Raw genomic sequence first — 23,227 nt, 5'->3', positions numbered from 1 at the left:
CCCGAAGGAGAACCCGATGCCCCTCTTCACCCGCCTGCATGTCGCGCTGAGCACGCACCTGGCCGAACTGCGCGACGAGAGCGACCGGGGTGACAGCCCGGTCCCCACCGCCATCATCATCGGCGGTCTGGCGGTGCTCGCCGCTGCCATCACCGTCCTCGCCACCTCGCGCGCCAACCTCTGGATGAACAGCATCCCGACCCCGTAACCGAGCCATGCGCCAGCGATTGTCCGCAACCGGTCGCCGGGCGGCTGCCGCCGTCCGGCACCGGATCGTGTCCGGTGGCCGGGACCGGGGGGCCAACCCGGTCGAGTTGGCCATCGTCATGCCGGCGATCCTGCTACTGCTGTTCGGCTCGATCCAGGTCGCCGCCTGGTTCCTGGCCCGCAGCACCGCGCTGCACGCCGCCCAGAGCGGGGTGAACGCGCAACGCGTCCACCAGGCTCCGGCCGGGGCCGGTGCGGAACGGGCCGGCGCCTTCCTGGCCGCCGCCGGGGACTGGCTGGCCGACGCGGAGTCCAGCTGTGTCACCGGAGCCACCGAGGTCACCTGCACGGTGACCGGCAAGCCGCTGTCGCTCGTACCGGGGATGAGTTTCACGGTGTCGCAGACCGCCCACGGCACGGTGGAGCGTTGGGTGGTCGGCCCGTGACCCGCCGACCCGCCGCCCGCCGGTCGCCGGTGCCCGGACTGCACCGGCGTGGCCCGGCGCGACGCCGCCGGGACGGTGACCGGGGTTCGGTGTCGGTGGAGGTCGCCATCCTCGCGCCGGCCTTCATCGCCCTGATGGTGCTGGCCGGGGTGGCCGGACGGACGGCGGTGGGGGCGGAGGCGATCCAGGCCGCCGCGCACGACGCCGCCCGCGCCGCCTCGATCTCCCGGGACACCGACAGCGCCCGGACCGCCGCGCGGTCGGCCGCCGCGCAGCAGCTCAACTGGCAGCGGCTCGACTGCGTGGCCCCGCCGACGCTCGCCTTCACCGGCTCGGTCGGCGGGTCGGCGACCAGCTTCGACGCGGCGTACTCGGCGGCACCGGGGGTGCCGGCCGCCGTCACCGTGCAGGTCACCTGCACGGTGACGTTCGCCGACATCCACCTGTCGAGCCTGCCGGGGATGCCGGCCGGCCGGACCGTCTCGGCGCGGTTCACCTCGCCGCTGGACAGTTACCGGAGCCGGGGATGAGCCGCCGACGGGGGCAAACGCTGCCCAGCCGACCGGGCCCGCCCCGGGACGGGGGCCGGGTGAGCCTCTTCCTCGCGGTGTCCATGGTCGGCGTACTCATGATCATCGGCCTGGCCTTCGACGGGGCCGGACAGCTGCGCACCATGCACCGGGCCGACAACCTGGCCGCCGAGGCGGCCCGGACCGGCGGCCAGGCCATCGACCGCGCCCAGGCGATCAACGGTGGACCCAAGGAGATCGACGAGGCCGCCGCCACCACCGCCGTCAACAGCTACCTCGCCGCCGCCGGGGTCGCCGACCACTCGGTGAGTTTCCCCGTCGTCGACGGCGAGAAGCTCATCACCGTCCAGCTCACCCTCACCTACGACAGGTACCTGCTCGGCTTGTTCGACCTCACCGACTCCGTGACCGTCTCCGGCGAGGCGACCGCACGCGCCATCACCGGACCGTAGGAAGGAGGCCGCCCATGGCCGCATCCCGTTCCGCCGCCCGGCGGGCCGGCCAGGTCATCACCGGCTTCGGCTCCCTCGTCGTGCTCTGCGCGGTGCTGGTCGGGGCCCCGATCGCCCTCGTCGCGCTCGCCGGCAACCCGCTGCCCGCCGAGCTGCCCACGCTGGACAGCATCGGTACGGCGCTGACCAGCCGGGACGACGGGCAGCTCTTCCTGCGGGCGCTGGCGGTGCTCGGCTGGTTCGGGTGGGCCACCTTCGCCTTCTCCGTCCTGGTGGAGCTGGTCGCGCAGGTGCTGCGCCGGCCCACCCCCAAGCTGCCCGGGATGCGCAACCAGCAGCGGGCGGCAGCGGCACTGGTCGGCTCGGTCGCCCTGATCATCGCGGCCAGCCCGGCGGCGACCGCGGCCACCGCGGTCTACGGGTCCACGTACGCGGCCCCGGCGTCGATCGGGTCCGCCCCGGCGGCCCTGTCAGGGCCGGCCCCGATGACCATGGCAGCGCAGTCCAGCACCGGCCAGGCGCCGACCACCCCGGTCGCCCGGGGGGTGGCCGCGCCGGTCGACCAGACCCACGTGTACCGGGTGGCGAAGGGCGACTACCTCGGTGAGGTCGCCGAACGCTACCTCGAGGACTTCCAGAGCTACCGGGTCCTGGTGAAGCTGAACAAGCTCGGCGACCCGGACCGGATCCACCCGGGCCAGTTGCTGAAGCTGCCGCAGCAGGCCGACGACGGTGGCGTCCGGCCGCACGCCACCGGACGGCTGGTCGACCGGCCGAGCCCGCGACCGACCCCACCCCCGGCCGCGCCCGCCCCCGACGAGATCGCCCCGGACGGGACCGCACCGGACCAGGGCGCTCCGGAGCAGATCGTTCCGGAGCGGGGCACGCCCGACCGGACGACCGAGCCGCCGACCACGGACTGGCCGCAGGAGGAAGCGCCCCCGATGACCGTCGGAGCGGCCCGCCCCGGCCCGGAGGACCGGGTCAACCGACCGCTGGCGGTCTCGGCCGTACTGGCGGTGGCGAGCATCGTCGGCGCGCAGATCGGTGCCGTACTCGGGCTGCGCCGCCGTCCCACACCGTCCGGCGGCGGCACCCGGGCCCTGACCAGCGGCCGGCACCGCCGTTGAACCCGGTGTCGGGTGTCCCCGGCCGGCGCATTCCACTCGGCCGCGCAGGCGAAGCCGCCAGGGTCGAGTACCGGTACGGGTGACGGACGGTCAAGCCGGCTCGGGGCCCCACCGACTCCACCCAGGTCCTAGCATCACCGGCATGGCAACCCGGCTCGTTCAGGTCAACATGAAGGCTCGGGACGACTCCGCGCTGGGCGGTTTCTGGGCGGAGGTGCTCGGCTGGGGCGTGTCCAGCGAGGGACCCGGCGTGACCAACCTCGAACCCGAGGGCTTCGTCTACCCCGACCCGACCGCTGTCTGCCTCGACCTCGTCGTCTCCCCGGAACCCAGGACGGTGAAGAACCGGGTACACCTCGATCTCGCCACCACCTCGGCGGCCCATCGGGCGGAACTGCTCGCGCGCCTGAACGAACTCGGCGCGACCCCCGCCGACGTGGGCCAGGGTGACGTGCCGTGGACGGTCCTGGCCGACCCGGAGGGCAACGAGTTCTGCGTGCTGGACCCCGGACCGCGTTACCGGGACACCGGCCCGATCGCCTCGGTCGTGGTCGACTGCGCGGATCCGCCGGTCATGGCCCGCTTCTGGGGCGAGGCCATGGACTGGACCCTGCACGAGGTGACCGACCAGCAGGCGGTGCTGCGCTCCGCCAGGAACGTCGGCCCGTACCTGCGGTTTGTCCGCACCCCCGACGTGAAGACCGGATGGAACCGGGTCCATCTCGACGTGCGCCCCTACCCGGGTGACGACCCGGCGGCCGAGGCGGCCCGCCTGCGGGCTCTCGGGGCCACCGCCGTCGACCTGGACCGGGACGTCCCGTGGACGGTCCTGGCCGACCCGGAGGGCAACGAATTCTGCCTCCTCGCCCCGGGCTGACCCGGCCCCTCGTCAACCACCGGACAAGCCGGGTCGTGCCCTCAGGACAGCCGGGTCCTGCTCAGGACAACCGGGTCGTGCCTCAGGACAACCGGGTCTGGAGGACACCGTCGACGACCCGGGTGGCGAGCACCTGCTGGTCGTTGGCAGCCGGGCCGTGCACCACCTTGCCACCGCTGTTGAGCTGGAAGGCGCTGCCGTGCCACGGACACACCACGCAGGGGTGCCCGTCGATCTCGCGTACCTCGCCCCGGCTCAGCGGACCGCTCTGGTGCGGGCACCGCTCCAGCATCACCGTGACGTCGTCACCGTGCCGGTAGAGGATCACCGACACCTCGTCGATCTCGCGGGTCACCAGCTTCCGCTCGGGCAGGGCGGCCAGGTCGGCCACCGGGTGCCAACCCTCGCCGATCAGGTGCGCCTCGGAGACACTCTGGTTGACCTGCGCGCCCTGCTTGTACGCCAGGTGCCCGCCCAGGTACGCGCCGGCGCTCGCCGCCCCCAGCCCGAGGTACGCCAGCGTCCGGCCGAGACGGTGCCGGCCGGTCAGCCGGGCGGCGATCGAGCCGGCGTACAACACCAGACCCACCGAGTTGGACGCGGCGTGCACCAGCCCCACCCGCCGCTGGTCCCGGGACAGCGCCGCCCAGTCGTTCCACCCGGCGACCGCCGCCGGCAGGGCGCTGGCCGTACCGACCGTGACCAGGGTGGTCGCGGCACGCTGCTGGCCGGGCATCAGGTCGAGGACGGCGGTGCTGATCCAGGCACCGACCGGCACCTGCACCATCGCCGGGTGCAGCGGGTGCCCGAGCCACACCCCGTGCAGCAGGTCACGCACCCGCTGCGGACGGAGGGTGGCCTGGACCGCCCGCTGGAGTCGGTCACCGACCCGGTCCAGGGCCGACGTCTGCTCGATCTTCGTCGTGAGTGCTCGCACCCGTACCGACTTCCCGCTACGTGAGGTGGCAAACCGGGCGGTGGGGACGAACCCGCCGCCGGGCGTACCGAGGGTCGACCGGGGGCATCCGGATGGTGAAGAATCCGGTCGCGTCAGCCCACCGGCGGAGGGAATGGTGGCAGGCATGTACGCGCACGTCCTCCGGCCGGAGCCGGCCCCCGCCACCGTCGCCGCCCGGCTGGTCGCGGCGGTCGGTCGCCCCGACGCGGTGCCACCGCCGTTGCTGATGCTGCTGGGCATGTTCTCCACCCAGCTCGGTGCGGCGGTGGCGAAACAGCTGTTCGGCACCACCAGCCCGGGTGGTACGACCACGCTGCGGCTCGGCTTCGCGGCGCTGATCCTGCTCGCGGTCACCCGTCCGGGGCTGCGGCTGGGCTGGCGTACCGGCGGGCTGGTGGTCGGGTTCGGGCTGATGCTGGCGCTGATGAACCTGAGCTTCTACGCCGCGCTGCACCGGGTGCCGCTGGGCGTGGCGGTGACCATCGGCTTCGCCGGTCCACTGCTGGTGGGGCTGGCCGGCAGCCGTCGGCTGCTCGACGCGGCCTGGGCGGTGCTGGCCGGCGGTGGGGTGCTGCTCATCAGCGGGCTGGGCGGTACCGGGGTGGACGGCCTGGGCCTGCTGTTCTGCGTGACCTGCGCGGTCGGCTGGGCCGGGTACGTGGTGCTCGGCGGCGCGGTCAGCCAGCGGGTGCCGGGCACCCGGGGGCTGGCCCTCGGCATGGCCGTCGGGGCTGTGGCGGTGTTGCCGTTCGGGGTGGCCGGCAGCGGCACCGCGCTGCTCGACCCGTGGATCCTGCTGCTCGGCGTGGGCGTGGCGCTGCTGTCGTCGGTGGTGCCGTACTCGGCGGAGATGGCCGCCCTGCGGCGCATGCCGCCCCGGGTCTTCGCGGTGCTGCTGAGCCTCGAACCGGCGATCGGCGCGCTGGTCGGCCTGGTGCTGCTCGGCGAACTGCTGGCCTGGCCGCAGTTCCTCGGCGTGGCCTGCGTGGTCGCCGCCGCCCTCGGCGCCACCCTGGTCCGCGCCGCAGAACCGCGGGAGGCACCGGCCCGCGCCACCCCCGGCCACCGCTCCGAGCCCGCCGACCACCACCCCTGACCAGGTCGTCTGGCGCACGGTCGCGGCGGGCGGCATCCTGGTCCGATGGGCGTACGGGTCGAACGCGACGGACCGGTGACCACGGTGATCCTGGACCGGCCGGCGGCCCGCAACGCCGTCGACGGCCCGACCGCTCGGGCGCTCGCCGACGCGTTTCGCGCCTTCGACGCCGACCCGACGGCCGCGGTGGCCGTGCTGTGGGGGGCGGGCGGCAGCTTCTGCGCGGGTGCCGACCTGAAGGCCATCGGTACGCCGTCCGGCAACCGGGTCGAACCGGAGGGGGACGGCCCGATGGGTCCGACCCGGATGACCCTGTCCAAGCCGGTGATCGCCGCGGTCTCCGGGTACGCCGTGGCCGGCGGCCTGGAACTGGCGCTCTGGTGTGACCTGCGGGTGGCCGAGTCCGACGCGGTGTTCGGGGTCTTCTGTCGACGGTGGGGGGTGCCGTTGGTCGACGGGGGGACGGTCCGGCTGCCCCGGCTGATCGGCCAGAGCCGGGCGATGGACCTGATCCTCACCGGCCGCCCGGTGCCGGCCGACGAGGCGTACGCGATGGGGTTGGTGAACCGGCTGGTCGCGCCGGGCACCGCCCGTACGGAGGCGGAGCGGCTGGCCGCCGGGATCGCCGGCGCGCCGCAGCGGTGCCTGCGCAACGACCGGGCCGCGGTGCTGGCCGGCGCGGGCCGCCCGGAGCCGGAGGCGCTGGCGGTCGAGCTGGCCTACGGCCTGGACTCGCTCACCGAGGCCACCACCGGCGTCCGCCGCTTCACCGCCGGTGCCGGCCGGCACGGCGACCCGGCCGACGGATGAACGACGACCCGGCCGAGGGACGGGCCGACGGATGAACGGCGACCCGGCCGAGGGACGGGCCGACGGATGATCAGCCGAGGTCGTTCAGCGCGGTCTGGATGGCCCGGTGAAAGGTCGGGTACGCGTAGATCATGTGTCGGAGCTGGCTGACCGGCACGGCCGCGTGCACCGCCACCACCAGCCCGGACAGCACCTCGCCGCCGGCCGGCCCGGCCGAGGTCGCGCCGACCAGTACGCCCCGGTCGGCGTCCGCGACGAGCTTGATGAACCCGCCGTCGCCGACCTGGTGGATCCAGCCCCGGGTGGACGACGACAGTGCCGCGTACCCGACCTGGACGTTGATGCCCCGGTCCCGGGCCTGCTGTTCGGTCAGGCCGACCGCGCCGATCTCCGGGTCGGTGAAGGTGACCCGGGGCAGCGCCCGGTAGTCGGCCCGGGGCACGCCGCCCGTGCCGCCGACCGTGCTGGCCGCGCCGACCGCCCCGCCCACCGCGCTGGCGGTGCCGCTGGCGTCCGGTACGCCGGCCGCCCGCCGCACCTGGTCGAGCAGGTCCCGGACGACGATGTCCGCCTGGTACATCGCGATGTGGGTGAACGCCCCCTCCCCGGTAACGTCCCCCACCGCCCACAACCTGCCGGCGACCCGCATCCGGTCGTCGACCGCCAGGTACCGCTGCCCGGCGTCGACACCGACCGTGTCCAGGCCCAGTTCGTCCAGGTGGGCCCGCCGACCGGTGACCACCAGCAGCCGCTCCCCGGTGAACCGGGCACCGCCACCGGCCCGGACGGTGAACCCGCTGCCGTCGTGGTCGACCCGCTCCACGGCCACCCCGGTCCGGATCTCCACCCCGTCGGCGCGCAGTGCGGCGGCGGCCACCTCGGACGCCTCCGGCTCCTCGACGGCGAGCACCCGGCCGGAGCGTTCCAGCACCGTCACCCGTACCCCGAACCGGGCGAAGACCTGGGACAGCTCCAGCCCGATCGCGCCGCCGCCGAGCACCAGCAGCGAGCCGGGCAGTTCGGCCGCCTCGATCGCCTCGCGGTTCGTCCAGTACGGCGTACCGGCCAGGCCGTCGAGCGGCGGGATGGACGGCCGGGTACCGACCCCGACCACGACCCCGTGCCGGGCCTGGAACTCCTGGTCGCCGACGCGTACCCGGCCGGGGCCGACGAGTCGCCCGGTGCCCCGGACGAAGTGGCCGCCCTTGTCGGTGAACCGCTTGACCGCCACCGTGTCGTCCCAGTCGGCGGTGGCCTCCTCGCGGATCCGGCGGGCCACCGGCGTCCAGTCCGGCCGCACGTCGGCGGTGCCGGCCAGCCCGTTGACCCGACGGGCCTCGGCGACGGCGTTGGCCGCCCTGATCATCATCTTGCTGGGGATGCACCCCCAGTACGGGCACTCGCCCCCGACCAGTCCGTTGTCGATGCCGACGACGTCGAGACCGGCCTCGGCGAGCCGCCCGGCGACCTCCTCGCCGCCCACCCCGAGCCCGACCACGATCACGTCCACCTGCTGCGGCTCCGTCACCCCGTCAGCATGTCCCACCGCCCCACCCCCCGACCAGCCGGGCACGTGCGCGGGGCCCTTGATCGACGCGAGTCCGGCGATACGGCGGTATCGCGGTGTGCACGACACCGCCGTATCGCCAATCTTGCGTTGATCATGAAGTTGTTGCCCCCGGTACCGCGTGTCGCGGGCCATAACTTCATGGTCAACGGGGCAGGAGTTTCCGTAGGCCGGTGGGTTGGACGAAGATCTGTCGGCGGGCGGTGGCGTCGCCTGCGTCGTTGGTCTGGTAGCCGTCGAGCCAGAGCCAGCCGTCGAAGGTGGGTCGGTCGAGGACCCGGATCAGGCGGAACATGATCGGGGTTCGGAACTGGACGCTGGCGGCGGTGGTGACGTGGATCAGGTCACCGGCCCGCAGGCGTCGGTCGGTCATGGCCGGTACCGGTACCAGGCGGTGAGCCGGGTCCGGGCGACCTGCACGGCCGAACACCAGCCGCTGCGGGTGCAGTGCGTACACGTGTGATGCCGGTGGAACTCCAGCGTGTACCAGGCGAGCTGGATCAGGTACGGCGTCCGCCTCACCCGCATGACCACAGTCCCGCCCGGAACTCACCCGCGAGGGTCAACAACGGCCGGTGCGGCAGGTACGTCACCTGGGCGACCCCGATCGCCAGGTGGTACGCGCCCCGCTGCCCGGGACAGAGCGTCGCGGGGCCGACCGCACCGCCGACACCAGCGTGTCTTGACCTTGAACAGAAGCAGGCCGGCGAGAAAGCCCAGCAGTGCCACCACTCCCAGCGCAAGAAATGAGATCAATTCCCACTGCCTTCCTAGAGGTCGGAGGTCAGATCCGATTGATGAGTGGTGGCGAGCGCAGCAGCTTCCCTGCTGCGGTTTCGTCCGCCGTGGGAGCAGCGCGGCAGCTGTTCCCACGGCGGACGGTGTCCGGGTCCGCGTTGCCGAACGAAGGACCGGACCACTGCCACTCGATGTTAGAGACCTTTAGTACCTAAGGCAAGCAAGGTCTTGAAGTGGGGTAAGCGGCGTGGTCCGATGGGGGTGCCGAACGAAGGAACTTCCCACATGCCCATACCGACTGGCGGCTACCGTGCGGTGGCCGAGGACATCGCTACGCGGATCAAGAGTGGCGAGTACGCGCCCGGCGACCGCCTACCGACGTACCGCGAGCTGTCCGACCTGTACCAGGTCAGCGTGACAACCGTGCAGCGAGCAGTGATCATCTTGCAGGACCGTGGCCTGGTGGTCGGCCTGCAAGGCCGAGGCTTGTGGGTAGCAGAGCAGCGTTGACAAACCCCTTCCTCAGCCGGTCCAGCGGCGGACGTACTCGCCGTCCGGGTCGTAGCGTTCGGCCTGCCGGTACGGGTTGAAGCGGCGGTACGGCTTGGTGTCGCTGCCGGTGCCGGCCACCCACTGCCAGTTGCCGGCGTTGTTGGCGACGTCCCCGTCGAGCAGCCAGCGGTCGAAGACGGCCAGGCCGGCCCGCCAGTCCAGGCCGAGCTGCTTGGTCAGGTACGACGCGGTGATCAGCCGGGCCCGGTTGTGCATCCAGCCCTCGGCGCGCAGTTGCCGCATCCCGGCGTCCACGATGGGCACCCCGGTCCGGCCCTCGGTCCAGGCGGCCAGCGCGTCCGGGTCGTCCCGCCACGCCTCGGTGGCCCCGCGCCGGTAGGCCCGGTGGTTGATGTCGGGGAAGGCGGCGGTGGCCTGGTAGAAGAAGTCCCGCCAGCAGAGCTGCCGGACGAAGGGTCCGCCCGGGTCACCGGCCCGGTTCGCCACCGCCAGCGGGGACAGGCAGCCGAACCGCAGGTACGGGCTGAGCCGGCTGGTGCCGTCGCCGGCCAGGTCGTCGTGCAGGTCGTCGTACCGGTCGAGGGTGGGCAGCCATTCGTCGAGCCGGCGGCGGGCCACGCTCTCCCCGCCGGGGGCGGCGTGCGGCGACTCGCCGGGCGGCAGGGCGGGCAGCCGGCCGACGGGTACCCGGTCGGGGAGCGTGATCCGGGCCGGCGCGGCGAGTTCCGCGCGGCGGGCGACGCCGAGCCAGGCCCGGTGGTAGGGGCCGAACACCCGGTAGTGGTCGCCGCCGCCGGTCGGCCGGACCGCGCCCGGCTCGACGATGGTGAGGCCGGGGAAGAGCCGCAGGTGCAGCCGGTGCCGTTCGCACTCGGCGCGCAGCCGGCGCTCGCGGCGGCGGGCGTACCGGCTGACGTCGGCGGAGAGGCCGACGCCCTCGGCGCCCACCTCGCCGGCCAGCCGGATCGTCTCGGCGACCGGGTCGCCGTGCCGGAGCACCAGGTCACCGCCACGGTCCCGGAGCGCGGCACGCAGGTCGGCGAGGCTCTGGTGCAGGAAGCGGGTGCGGTTGGGGGACCGGCCGGCGAGGGCCGGGTCGAGCACGTACAGCGGGACCACCCGGTCGAACGCGGCGCAGGCGGCGGCGAGCGCCGGGTGGTCGTGCACCCGCAGGTCGCGGGTGAACAGCACGATCGCGGTACGCCCGCTCACCGGGCCGGCACGACCGTCGGCCCGGGGATGGTGACCGGGGTACCGGCCGGGGTGAGCAGCGCCGTCGCGGCCACCGCCATCCGACGCCGCTGCGGGACCAGGGCCCGGCGGACGAACACGTCGCAGTCCTGGGCGGCGACCTCGTCGAGGATGCCGCCGTAGAGGGCGTACGCGGTCCGCATGCACGCCTGCGAGGCGGGGTTGAGCAGCACGATGCCGGGTGCGGCGGCCTCGTAGTGGGCCTGGGCGCGGGTGATCTCGTACTCGATCAGCTCGCGGATCTTGGGGGTGGTGCGCCCGCGCGCCCTCGCCTCCATCAGATCGTGTCGGGTGACGTCGAACTTCGCCAGGTCCTCGTCGGGCAGGTAGGTGCGGCCCCGGTCGAGGTCCTCGGCGACGTCCCGGATGAAGTTGGTGAGCTGGAAGGCGAAGCCGAGCTGCCGGGCCGGTTCGCGGGCGGCGGCCGGGGCGCTGCTGCCGAGGATGGGCAGCATCATGGTGCCGATGACGGCGGCCGAGCCTTCCATGTAGTCGAGCAGGTCGTCGTAGCTGCGGTAGGACGTGACGGTCAGGTCCATCGCCATGCTGCGCAGGAACGACGCGAAGTCGGCCCGGTCCAGGTCGAACACGGCGATGGTGTGCAGCACGGCGGGGAGCAGCGGGTCGTCGACCGGTTCGCCGTGCAGGCCGGCGAGGAACCGGGCGGACCATTCGTCCAGCCGGGCGGCGCGCTCGGCGGGGGGCAGGTCCTCGGTGCGGTCGACGATCTCGTCGGCGTACCGGGTGAATCCATACAAGGCGTGCACATGCCGCCGTTTCCAAGCGGGCAGCAGCCGGGTGGCGAGATAGTAGGTGCGGCCGTGTCGCTTGTGCAGCTCACGACACCGGTCGTAGGCAGCGGCAAGATCCGTGTCCACCGGCCCTCCTCAGAAATCGACGCACCAATCGACGCAACTCGTAACCCTAGGGTACGCTCGCCCACATGGCCAACGACGCAGTTGCAGGCAATGTGCTCCGCACGGCGACGATCCGGCCGGCGGGAGGCGACGACCCGGTCACCGCTGTTCTCGCTGCCTACACCAAGGACCTGGTCACCGCCGTCGAACAGACGCTCGACGCGTTCCTGGCCATCGAGATCGACTCACTGACCGAAATCGACGCGGCGATGGGTGGATTCGCCGCGACCGCCCGCGACCACGTACTCGCCGGTGGCAAACGGATCCGCCCGACCTTCGCGTACTGGGGCTGGCGCGGCGTCGCCGGCGCGGAGGCCGACCTGGCCCCGGTGCTGCCCGCCCTCTCGGCGCTGGAGCTGCTGCACACCTTCGCCCTGGTACACGACGACGTGATGGACTCCTCCGCCACCCGGCGCGGCCGGCCCACCGCGCACCGGGCGGTGGCCGACCAGCACCGCGCCGCCGGTCGGCGCGGCGACCCGGACCGGTTCGGCGAGGCGGTCGCCGTCCTGATCGGTGACCTCTGCCTGGTCTGGGCCGACCGGCTGATCTCCCGCGCCGGGCTGTCCCCGGCCGGGCTGCTGGAGACCCGGCGCTGCTACGACCAGATGCGGGTGGAGACCGTCGCCGGGCAGTACCTCGACGTGCTCGGCGAGAGCGAGGCGGCCACCTGGTCGCTGGACCGGGCGCTCCGGGTGGCCCGCTACAAGACCGCCAGCTACACCGTGCAGCGTCCGCTGCTGTTCGGGGCCTGCCTGGCCGGGGCCAGCGCGGACGAACCCCTGGTCGCCGCGTACACCCGCTACGGGCTGGCCGTCGGCGAGGCGTTCCAGCTCTGCGACGACCTGCTCGGCGTCTACGGCGACCCGGTCGTCACCGGCAAACCCGCCGGTGACGACCTGCGCAGCGGCAAGCCGACCGCCCTGCTGATGGTGGCCCGGCAGCTCGCCACCCCCGCCCAGCGCGCCCTGCTGGACCGGGCCGGGACCGCCATGGACGAGGATGACGTCGCCGAACTCACCGAGGTGGTCGCGGCGACCGGCGCGGTCGGGCAGGTCGAGCAGATGATCTCCGATCGGGTCGCCGAGGCGCTGGCCGCGCTCGGGTCCGCCCCGATCGACGAGACGGCCCGGTCGGCGCTGACCGGCCTGGCCACCGCCGCCACCCACCGTTGGGCATGATGAGCAGTCACTTCCGAGGGAGGGGGTCCGCCATGCGGACCGTGAACGGACGTACCGATCACGTCGTGGTCGTCGGCGCTGGTCTCGGCGGCCTGGCCTGCGCGTTGCACCTGGCCGGCAGCGGCCGGCAGGTGACCGTGCTGGAACGCGAGGCGGTGCCCGGTGGCCGGGCCGGCCGGCTGGGCGTGCAGGGGTACGAGTTCGACACCGGCCCGACCGTGCTCACCATGCCCGACCTGATCGCCGAGGCGCTCGGGGCGGTCGGCGAGGAGCTGCGGGACTGGATGGAGCTGACCCCGCTCGACCCGGCGTACCGGGCGTACTACCCGGACGGCTCGACGCTGGACGTCATCACCGACACCACCCGGATGGCCGCCGAGATCTCCAAGGTGTGCGGTCCGCAGGAGGCCGACGGGTACCTCCGCTTCGTCGACTACGCCCGGGAGCTGTGGCGGCTGGAACGGGCCGACTTCATCGAGCGGAACCTGGACGCGCCGACCGACCTGATCACCGGCAACCTGCTGAAGCTGCTGGCCGGTGGGGCGTTCCGTCGCCTCCAGACCAAGATCAACCAGTTCTTCAAGGACCCGCGTACCCAGCGGATCTTCTCCTTCCAGGCCATGTACGCCGGCCTCGCGCCACACGACGCGCTGGCCATCTACGCGGTCATCGCGTACCTGGACTCGGTGGCCGGGGTCTACTTCCCGCGCGGCGGCATCCACGCCGTCTCGCGCGGCATGGCCGGCGCCGCCGAGAAGCACGGCGTCCAGATCCGGTACGGCACCACCGTCACCCGGGTGGAGACCGCCAACGGCCGGGCCACCGGGGTGCTCACCGCCGACGGCGAGCGGATCGCGGCCGACGTGGTGGTCCTCAACCCGGACCTGCCGGTCGCCTACCGTGACCTGCTCCCGCCGGCCCGTCAGCGCCGGCTGACCTACTCCCCGTCCTGCGTGGTGCTGCACGTCGGCTCCAAGCAGGGGTACTCGAAGATCGCCCACCACAACATCCACTTCGGGCGGGCCTGGAAGGGCACCTTCGACGAGGTGATCCGGCGCGGTGAGCTGATGAGCGACCCGTCGCTGCTGGTCACCAACCCGAGCCGGACCGACCCGTCGGTCGCGCCCGCCGGCCGGCACACCTACTACGTGCTCGCCCCGGTGCCGAACCTCGACCGCGCCCCCTTCGACTGGCGCGGCGGCCTGGCCCGACGGTACGCGGACGAGCTGATGGACACCCTGGAGGAACGCGGCTACCGGGGCTTCGCCGACGGGGTCGAGGTCTGCGAGATCGTCACCCCGGCCGAATGGGCCGACCAGGGGATGGCCGCCGGCACCCCGTTCGCCTCGGCACACAGCCTGTTCCAGACCGGGCCGTTCCGCCCCTCGAACCTGCACCGCACACTGTCCAACGTGGTTTTCGTAGGATCAGGCACCCAGCCCGGGGTCGGCGTACCCATGGTTCTCATCTCCGGCAAGCTCGCCGCCGGCCGGATCACCGGAGGTGTCAGCCGTGACCTCCCGTGAGGCCCACCTGGTCGAGCTGGTCGACGACGCCGGTACCCCGCTCGGCGCGGTCAGCGTCGCCCAGGCACACCAGCCACCCGGGCAGCTGCACCGCGCCTTCTCGGTGCTGCTGGTCGCCCCGGACGGCCGGGTGCTGCTGCAACGGCGGGCCACCGTCAAGACCCGCTTCCCGCTGCGCTGGGCGAACTCCTGCTGCGGCCATCCGGCGCCCGGCGAGTCGCTCGCCGAGGCGGCCAACAAACGGCTGGCCGAGGAACTCGGCACCGGCCCGTTCCCCCTCACCGAGGTCGGTGTCTACGTCTACTACGCCGAGGACCCGGCCACCGGTCGGGTCGAGTTCGAGTACGACCACGTACTGCGCGCCGAGGTGCCGGCCGACGTCCCGCTCCGGCCGGACCCGACCGAGGTCGCCGAGCTGCGTTGGGTGGACCCGGTCCACCTGGAGAACGACCTCGACGCCGACCCCCGCGCGTACGCGCCGTGGCTCGGTGGAGTGGTGAACCGCCTGCTGCGTCCCGGTGGGCCCATCCCCGGCCGGAACGGGGTCCCCTCCGGTACTCCGGCGGACGACGCGTCGGAGCGGTCGGGTGGCCGATGAAGCGCTGAGCGCGGGGGCCGTGGCGCGTCGACTCGGCGTCGCGGTCACCACGTTGCGCACCTGGCACCAGCGCTACGGGCTGGGACCCAGCGAACACGTGCCCGGGCACCACCGGCGTTACACCCCGGCGGACCTCGCCCGGCTGGAGATCATGCGGCAACTCACCGCCGAAGGGGTCACCCCGGCCGAGGCGGCCCGCTGGGCCAGACAGTCCCCGGCCGGGGTGCTGTCCCCGGCCGCCGGGGCGGTGTCCGCGCCGCCCCGGGGTGCCACCGGGGGCCGGGGAGGTGGCGGGACGCAGGGCTCCACCGGAGCCCGGGACGGCAACGCGGCCCGCGGCTCGAACGGGGCCCGGGACGGCGGCGGGACCACCATTCCGGTCGGCCGGGCCGGGCCGGCCGCGCGCGGGCTGGCCCGCGCCGCGATCCGCCTCGACTCGGTCGCCATCTGCCGGACCATCGACGACGCCATCGCCGCCGACGGCGTCATCGCCACCTGGGACGGGTTGCTGCGCCCGGTGCTCGTCGGCATCGGTGAACGGCACGCCGCGACGTCCGCCCTGATCGAGGTGGAACACCTGTTCTCCCGGTGCGTCTCCGAGGCGTTCGCGGCGGCCTCCCGGACCAGCCCGCCCACCGGCGAGGCCCGGATCCTGCTCTCCTGCGCCGACGAGGAACAGCACACCCTGCCCCTGGAGGCGCTCGCCGCCGCCCTGGCCGAGGCGGGCGTCAGCTACCGGATGCTCGGTGCCCGCGTCCCGGTGGCGGCCCTCGTCGAGGCGGTCGTCCGGACCGCGCCGGCCGCCGTGGTGCTCTGGTCCCAGATCCGGTCGACCGCCGACCCGGCCCAGCTCGCCGCGCTGCTCGCGGTGCCCCGCCGACCGCTGCTGGTGCTGGCCGCCGGCCCCGGTTGGCGGGACGACACGCTGCCCGCCGGGGTTATCCGGCCGGTCGACCTGGCCGAGGCCGTCTCGCTGGCCCGCGCCGTCCACGAGGTGCAGGGAGGATCGTCCCCCTGACGTGGCGGGTCGGGCCGTGACAAATGTGACCGACCGGGTCGTCACCGGCTGAGGGGCAGCGCGTAACGTCGGGTGACCCGCGAACCCGAACCCCTCTCGGGAGTCACGAGAATGACGTCACGCGCCCTGACCGCGGTCGGTGTCGCCCTGCTCCTGCTTCTGGCCGGCTGCGGCGACGCCGGCCAGCCAGGTTCGGCCGGCCAGCCCGCGCCGATCTTCTCCCGACCGGCCGAACCGGCCGAACCGGCGGAATCGTCGACACCGGCCCCGAAGCCGACCGCCGAACCGTCCGCGCCCCGGACCAGCCCCCGCCCCAAGCCGAAGCCCGGCACGCTGCCACCCGGGTTGCGCCGGACCACGGGCACCCGGGGGGTGGCGCTCACCTTCGACGACGGCCCTGACCCGGTCTGGACGCCGAAGGTGCTGGACCAGTTGCGCAGGGCCCGGGTGACGGCGACCTTCTGCGTGGTCGGCAGCAGGGTGAAGCGGCATCCCGAGCTGATGGCCCGGATCGTGCGGGAGGGGCACCAGCTCTGCAACCACAGTTGGCGACACGACGTGGACCTGGGCTCCCGGCCGGCCCCGGAGATCCGCGCCGACCTCGACCGGACGAACCGGGCCATCAAGGCGGTGGTGCCGGGAGCCAGGATCTCCTACTACCGCCAGCCCGGCGGCAAATGGACCCCGGCCGTGGTCGCGGTGGCCAAGGATCTCGGCATGACGTCGCTGCATTGGACCGTGGACCCGCAGGACTGGGCCAAGCCGCCCGCGAAGAAGATCGTGGAGCGGGTCCGTGCCGGTATCCGCCCCGGCGGGGTCGTCCTGCTGCACGACGGGGGCGGGGATCGCGCCGCCACGCTGGCCGCGTGCCCCCAGGTGATCGCGGAGATCAAGCGCCGGTACGGCGTCGCCAAGCTCAACTGACCCGTACTGACCTGCGGTTTCCCGGCGGTGCGCGGCGACGGCCATACCGATTTGGTCGACCGTCCGATCATCACGTATGCTTTCCAAGCCTCCGGCGGGGCCGGATGGGAGCAAGTCCGCTAGAAGTTGCGAGTTGTGCAATGATGGCGGGGCCGCCCTCATCGTCTAGCGGCCCAGGACGCCGCCCTTTCAAGGCGGTAGCACGGGTTCGAATCCCGTTGGGGGCACGGTCCGGCCTGGCCGGAGGCAGTAAGAGCTAGGTCCTGTGGAGCAGTTGGAGTGCTCGCCGCCCTGTCAAGGCGGAGGTCGCGGGTTCAAGTCCCGTCAGGACCGCCAACGCCGACGCCGCGTGTAATCTGCGCGGCGTTCTGCGTAGGCGGGTGATGACCCATCCGGCGGTGTACGCACCACCGGGGGTAACATGACCCGGGTACGGCCAGGTAGCTCAGTTGGTACGAGCGTCCGACTGAAAATCGGAAGGTCGGCGGTTCGACCCCGCCCCTGGCCACATAGCCTTTCGCCGGGCTAAAGCAACGCCTGCCAGCGGAAACGCCGGTGGGCGTTTTGCTTTCCCCGGGCCGGCGTAGTCCACGCGCACCCGGCCGAACTCGACCGGCCGAACCGGCGAAACCGACCGAACCGGCGGCTGCCGGGGAGCACGGCGGGACACCCGGGAGCGGAACAGACGCGTCAGGTTCCACCCGGACCCGCCCTGGGGTGTCCCACCGGCGGGTTGGTTTACGGACTTGTGACCGAGTGGTGTGGCCGCCCCACGGACAGCGTGGCGCGACGAATTCTGGTGATGATTGTCCCGGTTTCGGCAGCGGGCCGGGCAGCCTCACGTGCAAGAAGGTCACTGCGTCGGGCGGCGGCAGCCGGTATGGTCCGGGCCTATGGGACAGGAGATCGCCGAGCCGGATGCCGTCCGCCAGGACGTCGACCGGTTCTCCCTGCGCAGCACTCTTCTCGTCCCCGCCTCCCCCGCGGAGGCGTTCACGGTGTTCACGAATCTGACCAACTGGTGGGTCGCCGAGTACACCTGGTCCGGGCCGGACTTCCTCACCGAGTTGGGCATCGAGCCCCGGGCCGGCGGCATGCTCTACGAGATCGGCCCACACGGCTTCCGGGCCGACTGGGGACGCGTCCTCACCTGGGACCCGCCGCACCGGTTGGTGTTCATCTGGCAGATCGGTCCGGACCGGGTTCCGGTGCCGGACCCGTCCAAGGCCAGCGAGGTCGAGGTGGTGTTCCTGGCCGACGGGTCGGGGGGCACCCGGGTCGAGGTCGAACACCGCCACTTCGACCGGCACGGCACCGCCGCCGAGGGCTACCGGCAGGCGTTGACCGCCGGATGGCACGAGATGCTCAGCCGCTACCTCGGTGCGGTCCGCCGCCGCCCGCAGCCGGCCTGACCCCACCCGCCCGGTCGGGTCCGGCGAACCGACGCGGGACACCTCAACGGCGCGGTAGCGCACGGCGACTCGACTCGGCGACGGGACGCCCACCGAGGTCGGCCCGGCGTCCCGCCGCCACCCCGGAGGAGTACCCGGTGCCGGCGAGCCGCCGGGGCGCGGCGGTACGCAGCTCGGGGTAGACCTCCGCCAACCGCTGCCGGACCCGCTCCGACCGGTCCACCAGCACCAACGCCACCGACGGCGCACCGGGCCCGGTCGCCCCGGCGACCGCGTCCGCCTCGGCCGCCCGCAGTCGTTCCCCGACCACCCGGGCGAAACCGGCCAGCCAGGAGCGGCGGTAGGCCCCCGGGTGGGTACCGGACGGCACCGGCGTACCGGCCAGACCGTGCGCCGCCTGCACCAGCAGCGAGGTGAAGAGCAGTTCGACCCGTTCCAGGTCACTGCTGAAGCCGAAGAGGTGCACGGCGAACCCGTTGCCCTGCCGCCGCCGGACGCAGCGGCAGCGCAGCGGGTCGGCGACCGAGGCGAGCAGGTCGACCTTGTCCCGGGCGTACGGGGCCACGACGTCCACCACCCGGTCACCGACCGGATCGGTGGCCGGGTCCCGGGCGGCGAGCAGCGCCCGGTCGACCCCGTACCGGGCGATCAGTTCGGTCGCCTTGGCGGTGAACGCGGCCGACTCGGCCGGGGTGCAGGCCGCGTCCTCCGCCTTGGCCAGCAGCTTGCGCACTTTGGCGAGGATGGCGTCGGACATCCACCACAGGTATCACAACCAGCCGCCACGGCACGGGGCAGCGCCCCGGCACATCGATCAGTACGATCGTCACGTTTCACCGAGCGGAAGCGCACGCTCGCTGCGCGGCGCAACCGCCGACGGTCCGCCAACGGTTGGAGAAGCTCGATGTCGTTCCGGGTCGGTCCCCTGCTGGCCAGCGTCACGACCGCCGCGCTGCTCACGGTCCCCACCGCCGCCCAGGCCGCGCCCACCCCGGAGGCGGCCACCGCCCCGGGCCAGAACCTCGGTGCCACCTCGACCTGCTACGGCACCACCAGCCGGTCCTACTTTCAGACCGGTGGCTGGGGCGGGCAGGCCGGCCCGTACCGGACCACCAGCCGGTGCGTCGACATCAACGTCCGCAACGCCAGCCCGTTCAGCACCCAGGCCTGCGTGATCTTCATCGACCGGACCGGCAACTGCAACTACTGGACGTACCTGCCGGCCAACTCGGGCTGGACGGTGATCGCGACCAACGTCCGGGACGGGGTCAACTTCAAGGTCCGCTTCTCGAACAACTACTACCAGTACGAGCCGCTGACCGCGTACCACGCCTACTGATGGCTGCGGGCCGGGCGCGCCGGCTGAACGTGGCGGGCCGGGCCCGCCTACTCGGGGCGGTCCGGGCCGTACAGGGTGGCGACGGCCGAGCCGGCCAGGGTGAGCAGGCAGTCCGGCAGCAGCCCGTCGGCGATGGCCGCGCCGAACAGCGCCTCCCCGGTGTCCGGGTCGCGGTTGGCGTAGGCGCTCAGGAACCGGGCCACCCAGCGGGTGTCGTAGTTCGCCTGGTCGATGCCGGGAAAGTCGAGTGCGGCCGGGCCGGCCGGCAGGTCCTCCCCGACCATCGTCGCGGCCAGGCACCAGGCCACCCCGTACGCCCCGGCGACGCCGGACCGGTCCACCACGGCGTCGAAGGTGCCCTTCACCGCGTCGCTGTCCCCGGCCAGGGCCGAGTGCAGGACGGCTGCCGCGTCGTCGAACATCTGCTGGGGAACGTCGGTCACGCGGCGAAGAGTACGGGACTGCGTCAAGTGACGGAAGCGGAACGTCGACAACGCCGGCACGCTGCGTGTCGGAGCGCCCGGACCAGCGCATCGACCCGCCTCCACGGTCCCGCCGGGCGCACCGGCACGCTAATGTGCGCAGCGGACCTTCGCCTGAGGGGGACGACGACCATGCTCGTAACACGCGGCCCGCGGGTAGCCGCACTGGCGGCCTGCGCGGCGCTCCTGTTCGCCACCGGCGCGTGCGGGACGACGGACCAGCCCGAGGAGGCCGACACCCCCCAGGTGCGCCTCTACGGCACCGACGGCAACATGCTGAACTCGTACCCGGGTGAGCTGAAGGACCGGGCCGGTCTGGTCGACGGCATGAAGGGCACGACGCCGCTGACCCTGCTGCCGGAGGACTTCAAGAAGCGGCTGCGGTCCGTCGACCCCCAGCTGACGGACTTCCTCTACGCCGCCGAGTCGTACGACGCGGTGATGATCAGCGCGTTGGCCGCGCAGCTCGCCGGCACGACCTCCCCGGCCGCCATCGCCAAGCAGATCAACGGGGTCACCAACGAGGGGCAGCGCTGCGACGACGCCGCGGGCTGCCTGGAGCTGGCCCGCGCCGGCCGGGACATCGAGTACCGCAGTGTCTCGCTGACCCGGGCCGGCTTCACCGACGCCGGTGAGCCGGCCACCGCCAGCTACGGCACGCTGCACTTCGACGACCAGAAACTCAACGACGGCAAGACCGAGTTCGTCGGGGCCGGTGACGAGTCGACGGCAAGCACCAAGGCCCCGCCGAAGGGCTACCGGCAGCGTGGCGACCGGGCTCCCGCCGGCAGTGGCGCCCCACTGGTGCTGGGCGGTCTGCTGCCGCGTACCGGTGCCCTCGCCCTGGCCCACCCGCCGCTGGCCGCCGGGGTCGCCCTGGCGGTACGCGAGATCAACGCCGCGGGTGGCGTGCTGGGCGAGCCGGTGGTCTGGATCGACGGTGACGACGGCACCAACCCGACCGTCGCCAAGGCCACCGTGGCGTCCCACATCGAGCGGGACGTGCACGTGATCATCGGCGCGGGCGCGTCGGGCATCTCCAAGGCGGTGCTGCCGGACGTGGTGGCGGCCGGCCGGATCCTGTTCTCCCCGTCGAGCACCGACGCCGGCCTGAGCACGGTGGACGACAAGGGGCTGTTCTTCCGTACCGCCCCCTCGGACATCCTCCAGGGCCGGGCGCTGGCCGACGTGATCCTGCGGGACGGGCCGCACCGGGTGGCGCTGGTCGCCCGGAAGGACTCGTACGGCGAGGGCCTGCAGGGCTTCGTCCGGGCCGAGCTGGAGCGGGCCGGTATCAGCGGGGACGCGGTGAAGTTGCTCACCTACGATCCGCCGGCGGACGCCGAGTCGCCGCCGGTCGACTTCGGCGCGGGCGCCCGCGAGATCAAGGACTTCGGCGCGGACGCCGTGCTGCTGATCGGTTTCGCCGAGTCGGCGGCGGTGATCCTGGCCCTGGACGACGCGGGCGTCCGCATCCAGTCCTGACGGACAGCACCGGGCCCGTCGAAGCGGCCGGGCCCGGTGGGTGTCCCGGTGTGCGGTGGGGGCGGGAACGGCCCCCACCGGGCCGGTCAGCGGGGCCGGCGCTTCTCCAGGAAGTCGGTCATCCGCCGGTACTTCTCCTCGTCCTCGAAAAGCACCGCCTGGCTCACCAGGTCGAGCTGCGGGTGGGCCGCAGCCGGGGCGTCCACCGCCAGTTTGGTCAGTCGGAGAGCCAGCGCCGACCCCTTCGCGATCTCGTCGAGCAGCCCGTGCGCGCAGTCGAGGAGCCCGGCCGGTTCCGCCACCACCCGGTTGACCAGCCCGATCCGCAGCGCCTCGCCGGCGTCCACCCGCCGCCCGGTGAACAGCAGCTCCTTGGCGCGGGCCTCGCCGACCAGCGCCGGCAGCCGGTGGGTGGCGCCCGCGCCGGCCAGGATGCCCAGCCGCACCTCCGGCTGGCCGAACACCGCCCGTGCCGTACACACCCGCAGGTCGCAGGCGTACGCCAGTTCCGCGCCGCCGCCCAGCGCCGGACCGTCCACGGCGGCCACGGTCGGCAGGGGCAGCGCCCGGATCCGGGCGAAGGCCGCCGCGTTGATGGCGTTGAGCGCGTCCACCCGGCCCCGCTCGCGGAGCTGGCCGATGTCCGCCCCGCCGGCGAAGATGCCGTCGCTGCCGCCGGTGAGCAGCAGCAGCCGGGGCCGGGCCTCCAGGTCGGCGCAGACCTCGTGCAGTTCCCGGATCAGCTCCGCGTCGATGGCGTTGCGCTTCTCCGGCCGGTCCAGCGTGACCACCACCCGGTCGGGTCGTTCCTCGATCCGCAACCCGCTCACTGCTTCACGCCCCCTTCCCAGCGGTAGAAGCCCTGGCCGGACTTCTTCCCGAGCCGGCCCTGCGCCACCATCTCCACCAGCAGCGGCGGCGGGGCGAACCGGTCCCCGTACGCGGCCTGGAGGGTGCGGGCGATGTCGAGGCGCACGTCCAGGCCGACCAGGTCGGTCAGCTCCAGCGGCCCGACCGGGTGCTTGTAGCCGAGCACCATCGCCTTGTCGATGTCGGCGGGTGCGGCCACCCCGTCGGCGACCATCCGGATCGCCTCCAGCCCGAGGGTGACGCCCAGCCGGGAGGTGGCGAAGCCGGGCAGGTCGCGTACCACGACGGGGTCCTTGCCCAGCCGACGGGCGAGCGCGACGGCCGCGTCGGTGGTCTCCGGCGCGGTGGCCGGGCCGACCACCACCTCCAGCAACGCCATCGCCCAGACCGGGTTGAAGAAGTGCAGGCCGAGGAAGCGCTCCGGCCGGTCCAGGCCGGCGGCCAGGTCACCGATGGAGATGCTGGAGGTGTTGCTGCCCAGCAGCGCCGGGCGCAGCGCGGCGGCCTCGGCGAGCACCGCCCGCTTCAGCTCCGGGCGTTCCGGTACGGCCTCGACCACCACGGCCGGCTCGGCGGCCACCTCGCTGAGCGCGGCCCGCAGCACCAGCCGGTCCCGGCACGCCGCCGCCTCGTCGGCGTCGAGTTTGCCGCGCTGCACCGTCCGCTCCCACAGCGACGTGAGTTTCGCCGAGGCGTCGGCGGCCCGGCCCGGATCCACCTCGACCAGTTCGACGGCGTGGCCCGCGCCAGCCGCCACGTACGCGATGCCGAGCCCCATGGTGCCGGCCCCGACGACGACAAAACGATCGTTCATGTGGCGACCCTATGGCAGCTTGGCCCGTACGGGCAGGCGTGGGGGCCGGACGATCAGGGTACTGCGCACCCCAACCGAGGGAAGGA

Annotated in this window: 27 protein-coding genes and 3 tRNA genes; 20 read left to right on the top strand and 10 right to left on the bottom strand. The window is 73.3% G+C overall.

What is annotated here, in order from left to right; all coding sequences use genetic code 11:
- The first annotated feature begins 16 nt into the window (after nucleotides 1-16).
- From PVK37_RS07355 to PVK37_RS07330, 6 genes are all read left to right on the top strand, one after another.
- Entirely contained in the window at nucleotides 17-208 is a 192-nt protein-coding gene (locus tag PVK37_RS07355; protein WP_275033020.1) for a hypothetical protein, read from the top strand.
- A 7-nt stretch (nucleotides 209-215) separates the two neighbouring features.
- Nucleotides 216-653 carry a TadE family protein gene (locus tag PVK37_RS07350; RefSeq protein ID WP_275033019.1) on the top strand — a complete coding sequence of 146 codons (438 nt, stop codon included), beginning with the start codon at nucleotides 216-218 and terminating at the stop codon, nucleotides 651-653.
- A gap of 38 nt (nucleotides 654-691) precedes the next feature.
- A complete protein-coding gene (locus PVK37_RS07345) occupies nucleotides 692-1,183 on the top strand; it encodes a TadE/TadG family type IV pilus assembly protein (protein ID WP_275034993.1) in 492 nt (163 codons plus the stop codon).
- Nucleotides 1,180-1,635, top strand: coding sequence for a pilus assembly protein TadG-related protein (locus PVK37_RS07340; protein WP_275033018.1), 456 nt, complete (start codon nucleotides 1,180-1,182; stop codon nucleotides 1,633-1,635). The genes PVK37_RS07345 and PVK37_RS07340 overlap by 4 nt, the downstream gene beginning before the upstream one ends.
- A gap of 14 nt (nucleotides 1,636-1,649) precedes the next feature.
- Nucleotides 1,650-2,765 (top strand): LysM peptidoglycan-binding domain-containing protein, encoded by a 1,116-nt coding sequence (locus PVK37_RS07335; protein WP_275033017.1) that lies wholly within the window; start codon nucleotides 1,650-1,652, stop codon nucleotides 2,763-2,765.
- A gap of 142 nt (nucleotides 2,766-2,907) precedes the next feature.
- Nucleotides 2,908-3,642 carry a VOC family protein gene (locus tag PVK37_RS07330; protein WP_275033016.1) on the top strand — a complete coding sequence of 245 codons (735 nt, stop codon included), beginning with the start codon at nucleotides 2,908-2,910 and terminating at the stop codon, nucleotides 3,640-3,642.
- Between the two features lie 82 nt (nucleotides 3,643-3,724).
- Here PVK37_RS07330 and PVK37_RS07325 read toward each other — a convergent pair whose 3' ends face one another.
- Nucleotides 3,725-4,579 (bottom strand): Rieske (2Fe-2S) protein, encoded by an 855-nt coding sequence (locus PVK37_RS07325; protein WP_275033015.1) that lies wholly within the window; start codon nucleotides 4,577-4,579, stop codon nucleotides 3,725-3,727.
- Nucleotides 4,580-4,724: 145 nt separating this feature from the next.
- On the opposite strand from PVK37_RS07325, the gene PVK37_RS07320 reads away from it, so the two are divergent.
- The gene (locus tag PVK37_RS07320) at nucleotides 4,725-5,696 is read left to right on the top strand and encodes an EamA family transporter (RefSeq protein ID WP_275033014.1); all 972 of its coding nucleotides are present in this window, start codon (nucleotides 4,725-4,727) and stop codon (nucleotides 5,694-5,696) included.
- Between the two features lie 45 nt (nucleotides 5,697-5,741).
- Nucleotides 5,742-6,506, top strand: coding sequence for a crotonase/enoyl-CoA hydratase family protein (locus PVK37_RS07315; protein WP_275033013.1), 765 nt, complete (start codon nucleotides 5,742-5,744; stop codon nucleotides 6,504-6,506).
- A 70-nt stretch (nucleotides 6,507-6,576) separates the two neighbouring features.
- On the opposite strand, the gene PVK37_RS07310 is transcribed toward PVK37_RS07315, so the two are convergent.
- From PVK37_RS07310 to PVK37_RS07300, 3 genes are all read right to left on the bottom strand, one after another.
- A complete protein-coding gene (locus PVK37_RS07310; protein WP_275033011.1) occupies nucleotides 6,577-8,034 on the bottom strand; it encodes a dihydrolipoyl dehydrogenase family protein in 1,458 nt (485 codons plus the stop codon).
- A gap of 184 nt (nucleotides 8,035-8,218) precedes the next feature.
- A complete protein-coding gene (locus PVK37_RS07305; RefSeq protein ID WP_275033009.1) occupies nucleotides 8,219-8,446 on the bottom strand; it encodes a hypothetical protein in 228 nt (75 codons plus the stop codon).
- On the bottom strand, nucleotides 8,443-8,601 hold the full coding sequence (locus PVK37_RS07300; RefSeq protein WP_275033007.1) for a hypothetical protein: 159 nt from the start codon (nucleotides 8,599-8,601) through the stop codon (nucleotides 8,443-8,445). The genes PVK37_RS07305 and PVK37_RS07300 overlap by 4 nt, the downstream gene beginning before the upstream one ends.
- A 525-nt stretch (nucleotides 8,602-9,126) precedes the next feature.
- Here PVK37_RS07300 and PVK37_RS07295 point away from each other — a divergent pair.
- Entirely contained in the window at nucleotides 9,127-9,321 is a 195-nt protein-coding gene (locus PVK37_RS07295; protein ID WP_341483423.1) for a winged helix-turn-helix domain-containing protein, read from the top strand.
- 12 nt (nucleotides 9,322-9,333) lie between these two features.
- Here the strand turns inward: PVK37_RS07295 and PVK37_RS07290 are convergent, their stop codons facing one another.
- Complete coding sequence (locus PVK37_RS07290; protein ID WP_275033005.1) at nucleotides 9,334-10,536, bottom strand: cryptochrome/photolyase family protein; 1,203 nt, start codon at nucleotides 10,534-10,536, stop codon at nucleotides 9,334-9,336.
- Nucleotides 10,533-11,453 carry a phytoene/squalene synthase family protein gene (locus tag PVK37_RS07285; RefSeq protein ID WP_275033004.1) on the bottom strand — a complete coding sequence of 307 codons (921 nt, stop codon included), beginning with the start codon at nucleotides 11,451-11,453 and terminating at the stop codon, nucleotides 10,533-10,535. The genes PVK37_RS07290 and PVK37_RS07285 overlap by 4 nt, the downstream gene beginning before the upstream one ends.
- 65 nt (nucleotides 11,454-11,518) lie before the next feature.
- Here PVK37_RS07285 and PVK37_RS07280 point away from each other — a divergent pair, with 65 nt between their 5' ends.
- From PVK37_RS07280 to PVK37_RS07240, 9 genes are all read left to right on the top strand, one after another.
- A complete protein-coding gene (locus PVK37_RS07280; RefSeq protein WP_275033003.1) occupies nucleotides 11,519-12,673 on the top strand; it encodes a polyprenyl synthetase family protein in 1,155 nt (384 codons plus the stop codon).
- Nucleotides 12,674-12,705: 32 nt separating this feature from the next.
- Complete coding sequence (crtI, locus tag PVK37_RS07275) at nucleotides 12,706-14,199, top strand: phytoene desaturase family protein (protein WP_275033002.1); 1,494 nt, start codon at nucleotides 12,706-12,708, stop codon at nucleotides 14,197-14,199.
- A complete protein-coding gene (gene idi, locus PVK37_RS07270) occupies nucleotides 14,186-14,797 on the top strand; it encodes an isopentenyl-diphosphate Delta-isomerase (protein WP_275033000.1) in 612 nt (203 codons plus the stop codon). The genes crtI and idi overlap by 14 nt, the downstream gene beginning before the upstream one ends.
- On the top strand, nucleotides 14,787-15,815 hold the full coding sequence (locus tag PVK37_RS07265) for a MerR family transcriptional regulator (RefSeq protein WP_275032999.1): 1,029 nt from the start codon (nucleotides 14,787-14,789) through the stop codon (nucleotides 15,813-15,815). Before idi ends, PVK37_RS07265 begins: the two co-directional genes overlap by 11 nt.
- Before the next feature lie 111 nt (nucleotides 15,816-15,926).
- The gene (locus PVK37_RS07260) at nucleotides 15,927-16,739 is read left to right on the top strand and encodes a polysaccharide deacetylase family protein (RefSeq protein ID WP_275032998.1); all 813 of its coding nucleotides are present in this window, start codon (nucleotides 15,927-15,929) and stop codon (nucleotides 16,737-16,739) included.
- A gap of 154 nt (nucleotides 16,740-16,893) precedes the next feature.
- Nucleotides 16,894-16,966 (top strand) — tRNA-Glu (locus PVK37_RS07255).
- Between the two features lie 32 nt (nucleotides 16,967-16,998).
- Nucleotides 16,999-17,075, top strand: a tRNA-Asp gene (locus PVK37_RS07250).
- 98 nt (nucleotides 17,076-17,173) lie between these two features.
- Nucleotides 17,174-17,247 (top strand) — tRNA-Phe (locus tag PVK37_RS07245).
- Nucleotides 17,248-17,632: 385 nt separating this feature from the next.
- Nucleotides 17,633-18,151, top strand: coding sequence for an SRPBCC family protein (locus PVK37_RS07240; RefSeq protein ID WP_275032996.1), 519 nt, complete (start codon nucleotides 17,633-17,635; stop codon nucleotides 18,149-18,151).
- A gap of 43 nt (nucleotides 18,152-18,194) precedes the next feature.
- Here the strand turns inward: PVK37_RS07240 and PVK37_RS07235 are convergent, their stop codons facing one another.
- Nucleotides 18,195-18,908 (bottom strand): DUF2786 domain-containing protein, encoded by a 714-nt coding sequence (locus PVK37_RS07235; protein ID WP_275032995.1) that lies wholly within the window; start codon nucleotides 18,906-18,908, stop codon nucleotides 18,195-18,197.
- Nucleotides 18,909-19,055: 147 nt separating this feature from the next.
- Here PVK37_RS07235 and PVK37_RS07230 point away from each other — a divergent pair, with 147 nt between their 5' ends.
- Entirely contained in the window at nucleotides 19,056-19,490 is a 435-nt protein-coding gene (locus tag PVK37_RS07230) for a hypothetical protein (protein WP_275032993.1), read from the top strand.
- Between the two features lie 47 nt (nucleotides 19,491-19,537).
- On the opposite strand, the gene PVK37_RS07225 is transcribed toward PVK37_RS07230, so the two are convergent.
- Nucleotides 19,538-19,933: a hypothetical protein gene (locus tag PVK37_RS07225; protein ID WP_275032991.1), complete on the bottom strand. Its 396-nt coding sequence runs from the start codon at nucleotides 19,931-19,933 to the stop codon at nucleotides 19,538-19,540.
- Nucleotides 19,934-20,104: 171 nt separating this feature from the next.
- On the opposite strand from PVK37_RS07225, the gene PVK37_RS07220 reads away from it, so the two are divergent.
- Nucleotides 20,105-21,457 carry an ABC transporter substrate-binding protein gene (locus PVK37_RS07220; protein ID WP_275032990.1) on the top strand — a complete coding sequence of 451 codons (1,353 nt, stop codon included), beginning with the start codon at nucleotides 20,105-20,107 and terminating at the stop codon, nucleotides 21,455-21,457.
- An 86-nt stretch (nucleotides 21,458-21,543) separates the two neighbouring features.
- Here PVK37_RS07220 and PVK37_RS07215 read toward each other — a convergent pair whose 3' ends face one another.
- Nucleotides 21,544-22,287, bottom strand: a complete 744-nt coding sequence (locus tag PVK37_RS07215) for an enoyl-CoA hydratase/isomerase family protein (protein WP_275032989.1) — start codon at nucleotides 22,285-22,287, stop codon at nucleotides 21,544-21,546.
- Nucleotides 22,284-23,141 carry a 3-hydroxyacyl-CoA dehydrogenase family protein gene (locus PVK37_RS07210; RefSeq protein ID WP_275032988.1) on the bottom strand — a complete coding sequence of 286 codons (858 nt, stop codon included), beginning with the start codon at nucleotides 23,139-23,141 and terminating at the stop codon, nucleotides 22,284-22,286. Before PVK37_RS07210 ends, PVK37_RS07215 begins: the two co-directional genes overlap by 4 nt.
- Nucleotides 23,142-23,227 lie beyond the last annotated feature (86 nt).

Origin of the sequence: Micromonospora cathayae, assembly GCF_028993575.1 — a bacterium.
Taxonomy (GTDB): Bacteria; Actinomycetota; Actinomycetes; order Mycobacteriales; family Micromonosporaceae; genus Micromonospora; species Micromonospora cathayae.
This window is presented reverse-complemented; position numbering and strand designations above follow the sequence as displayed.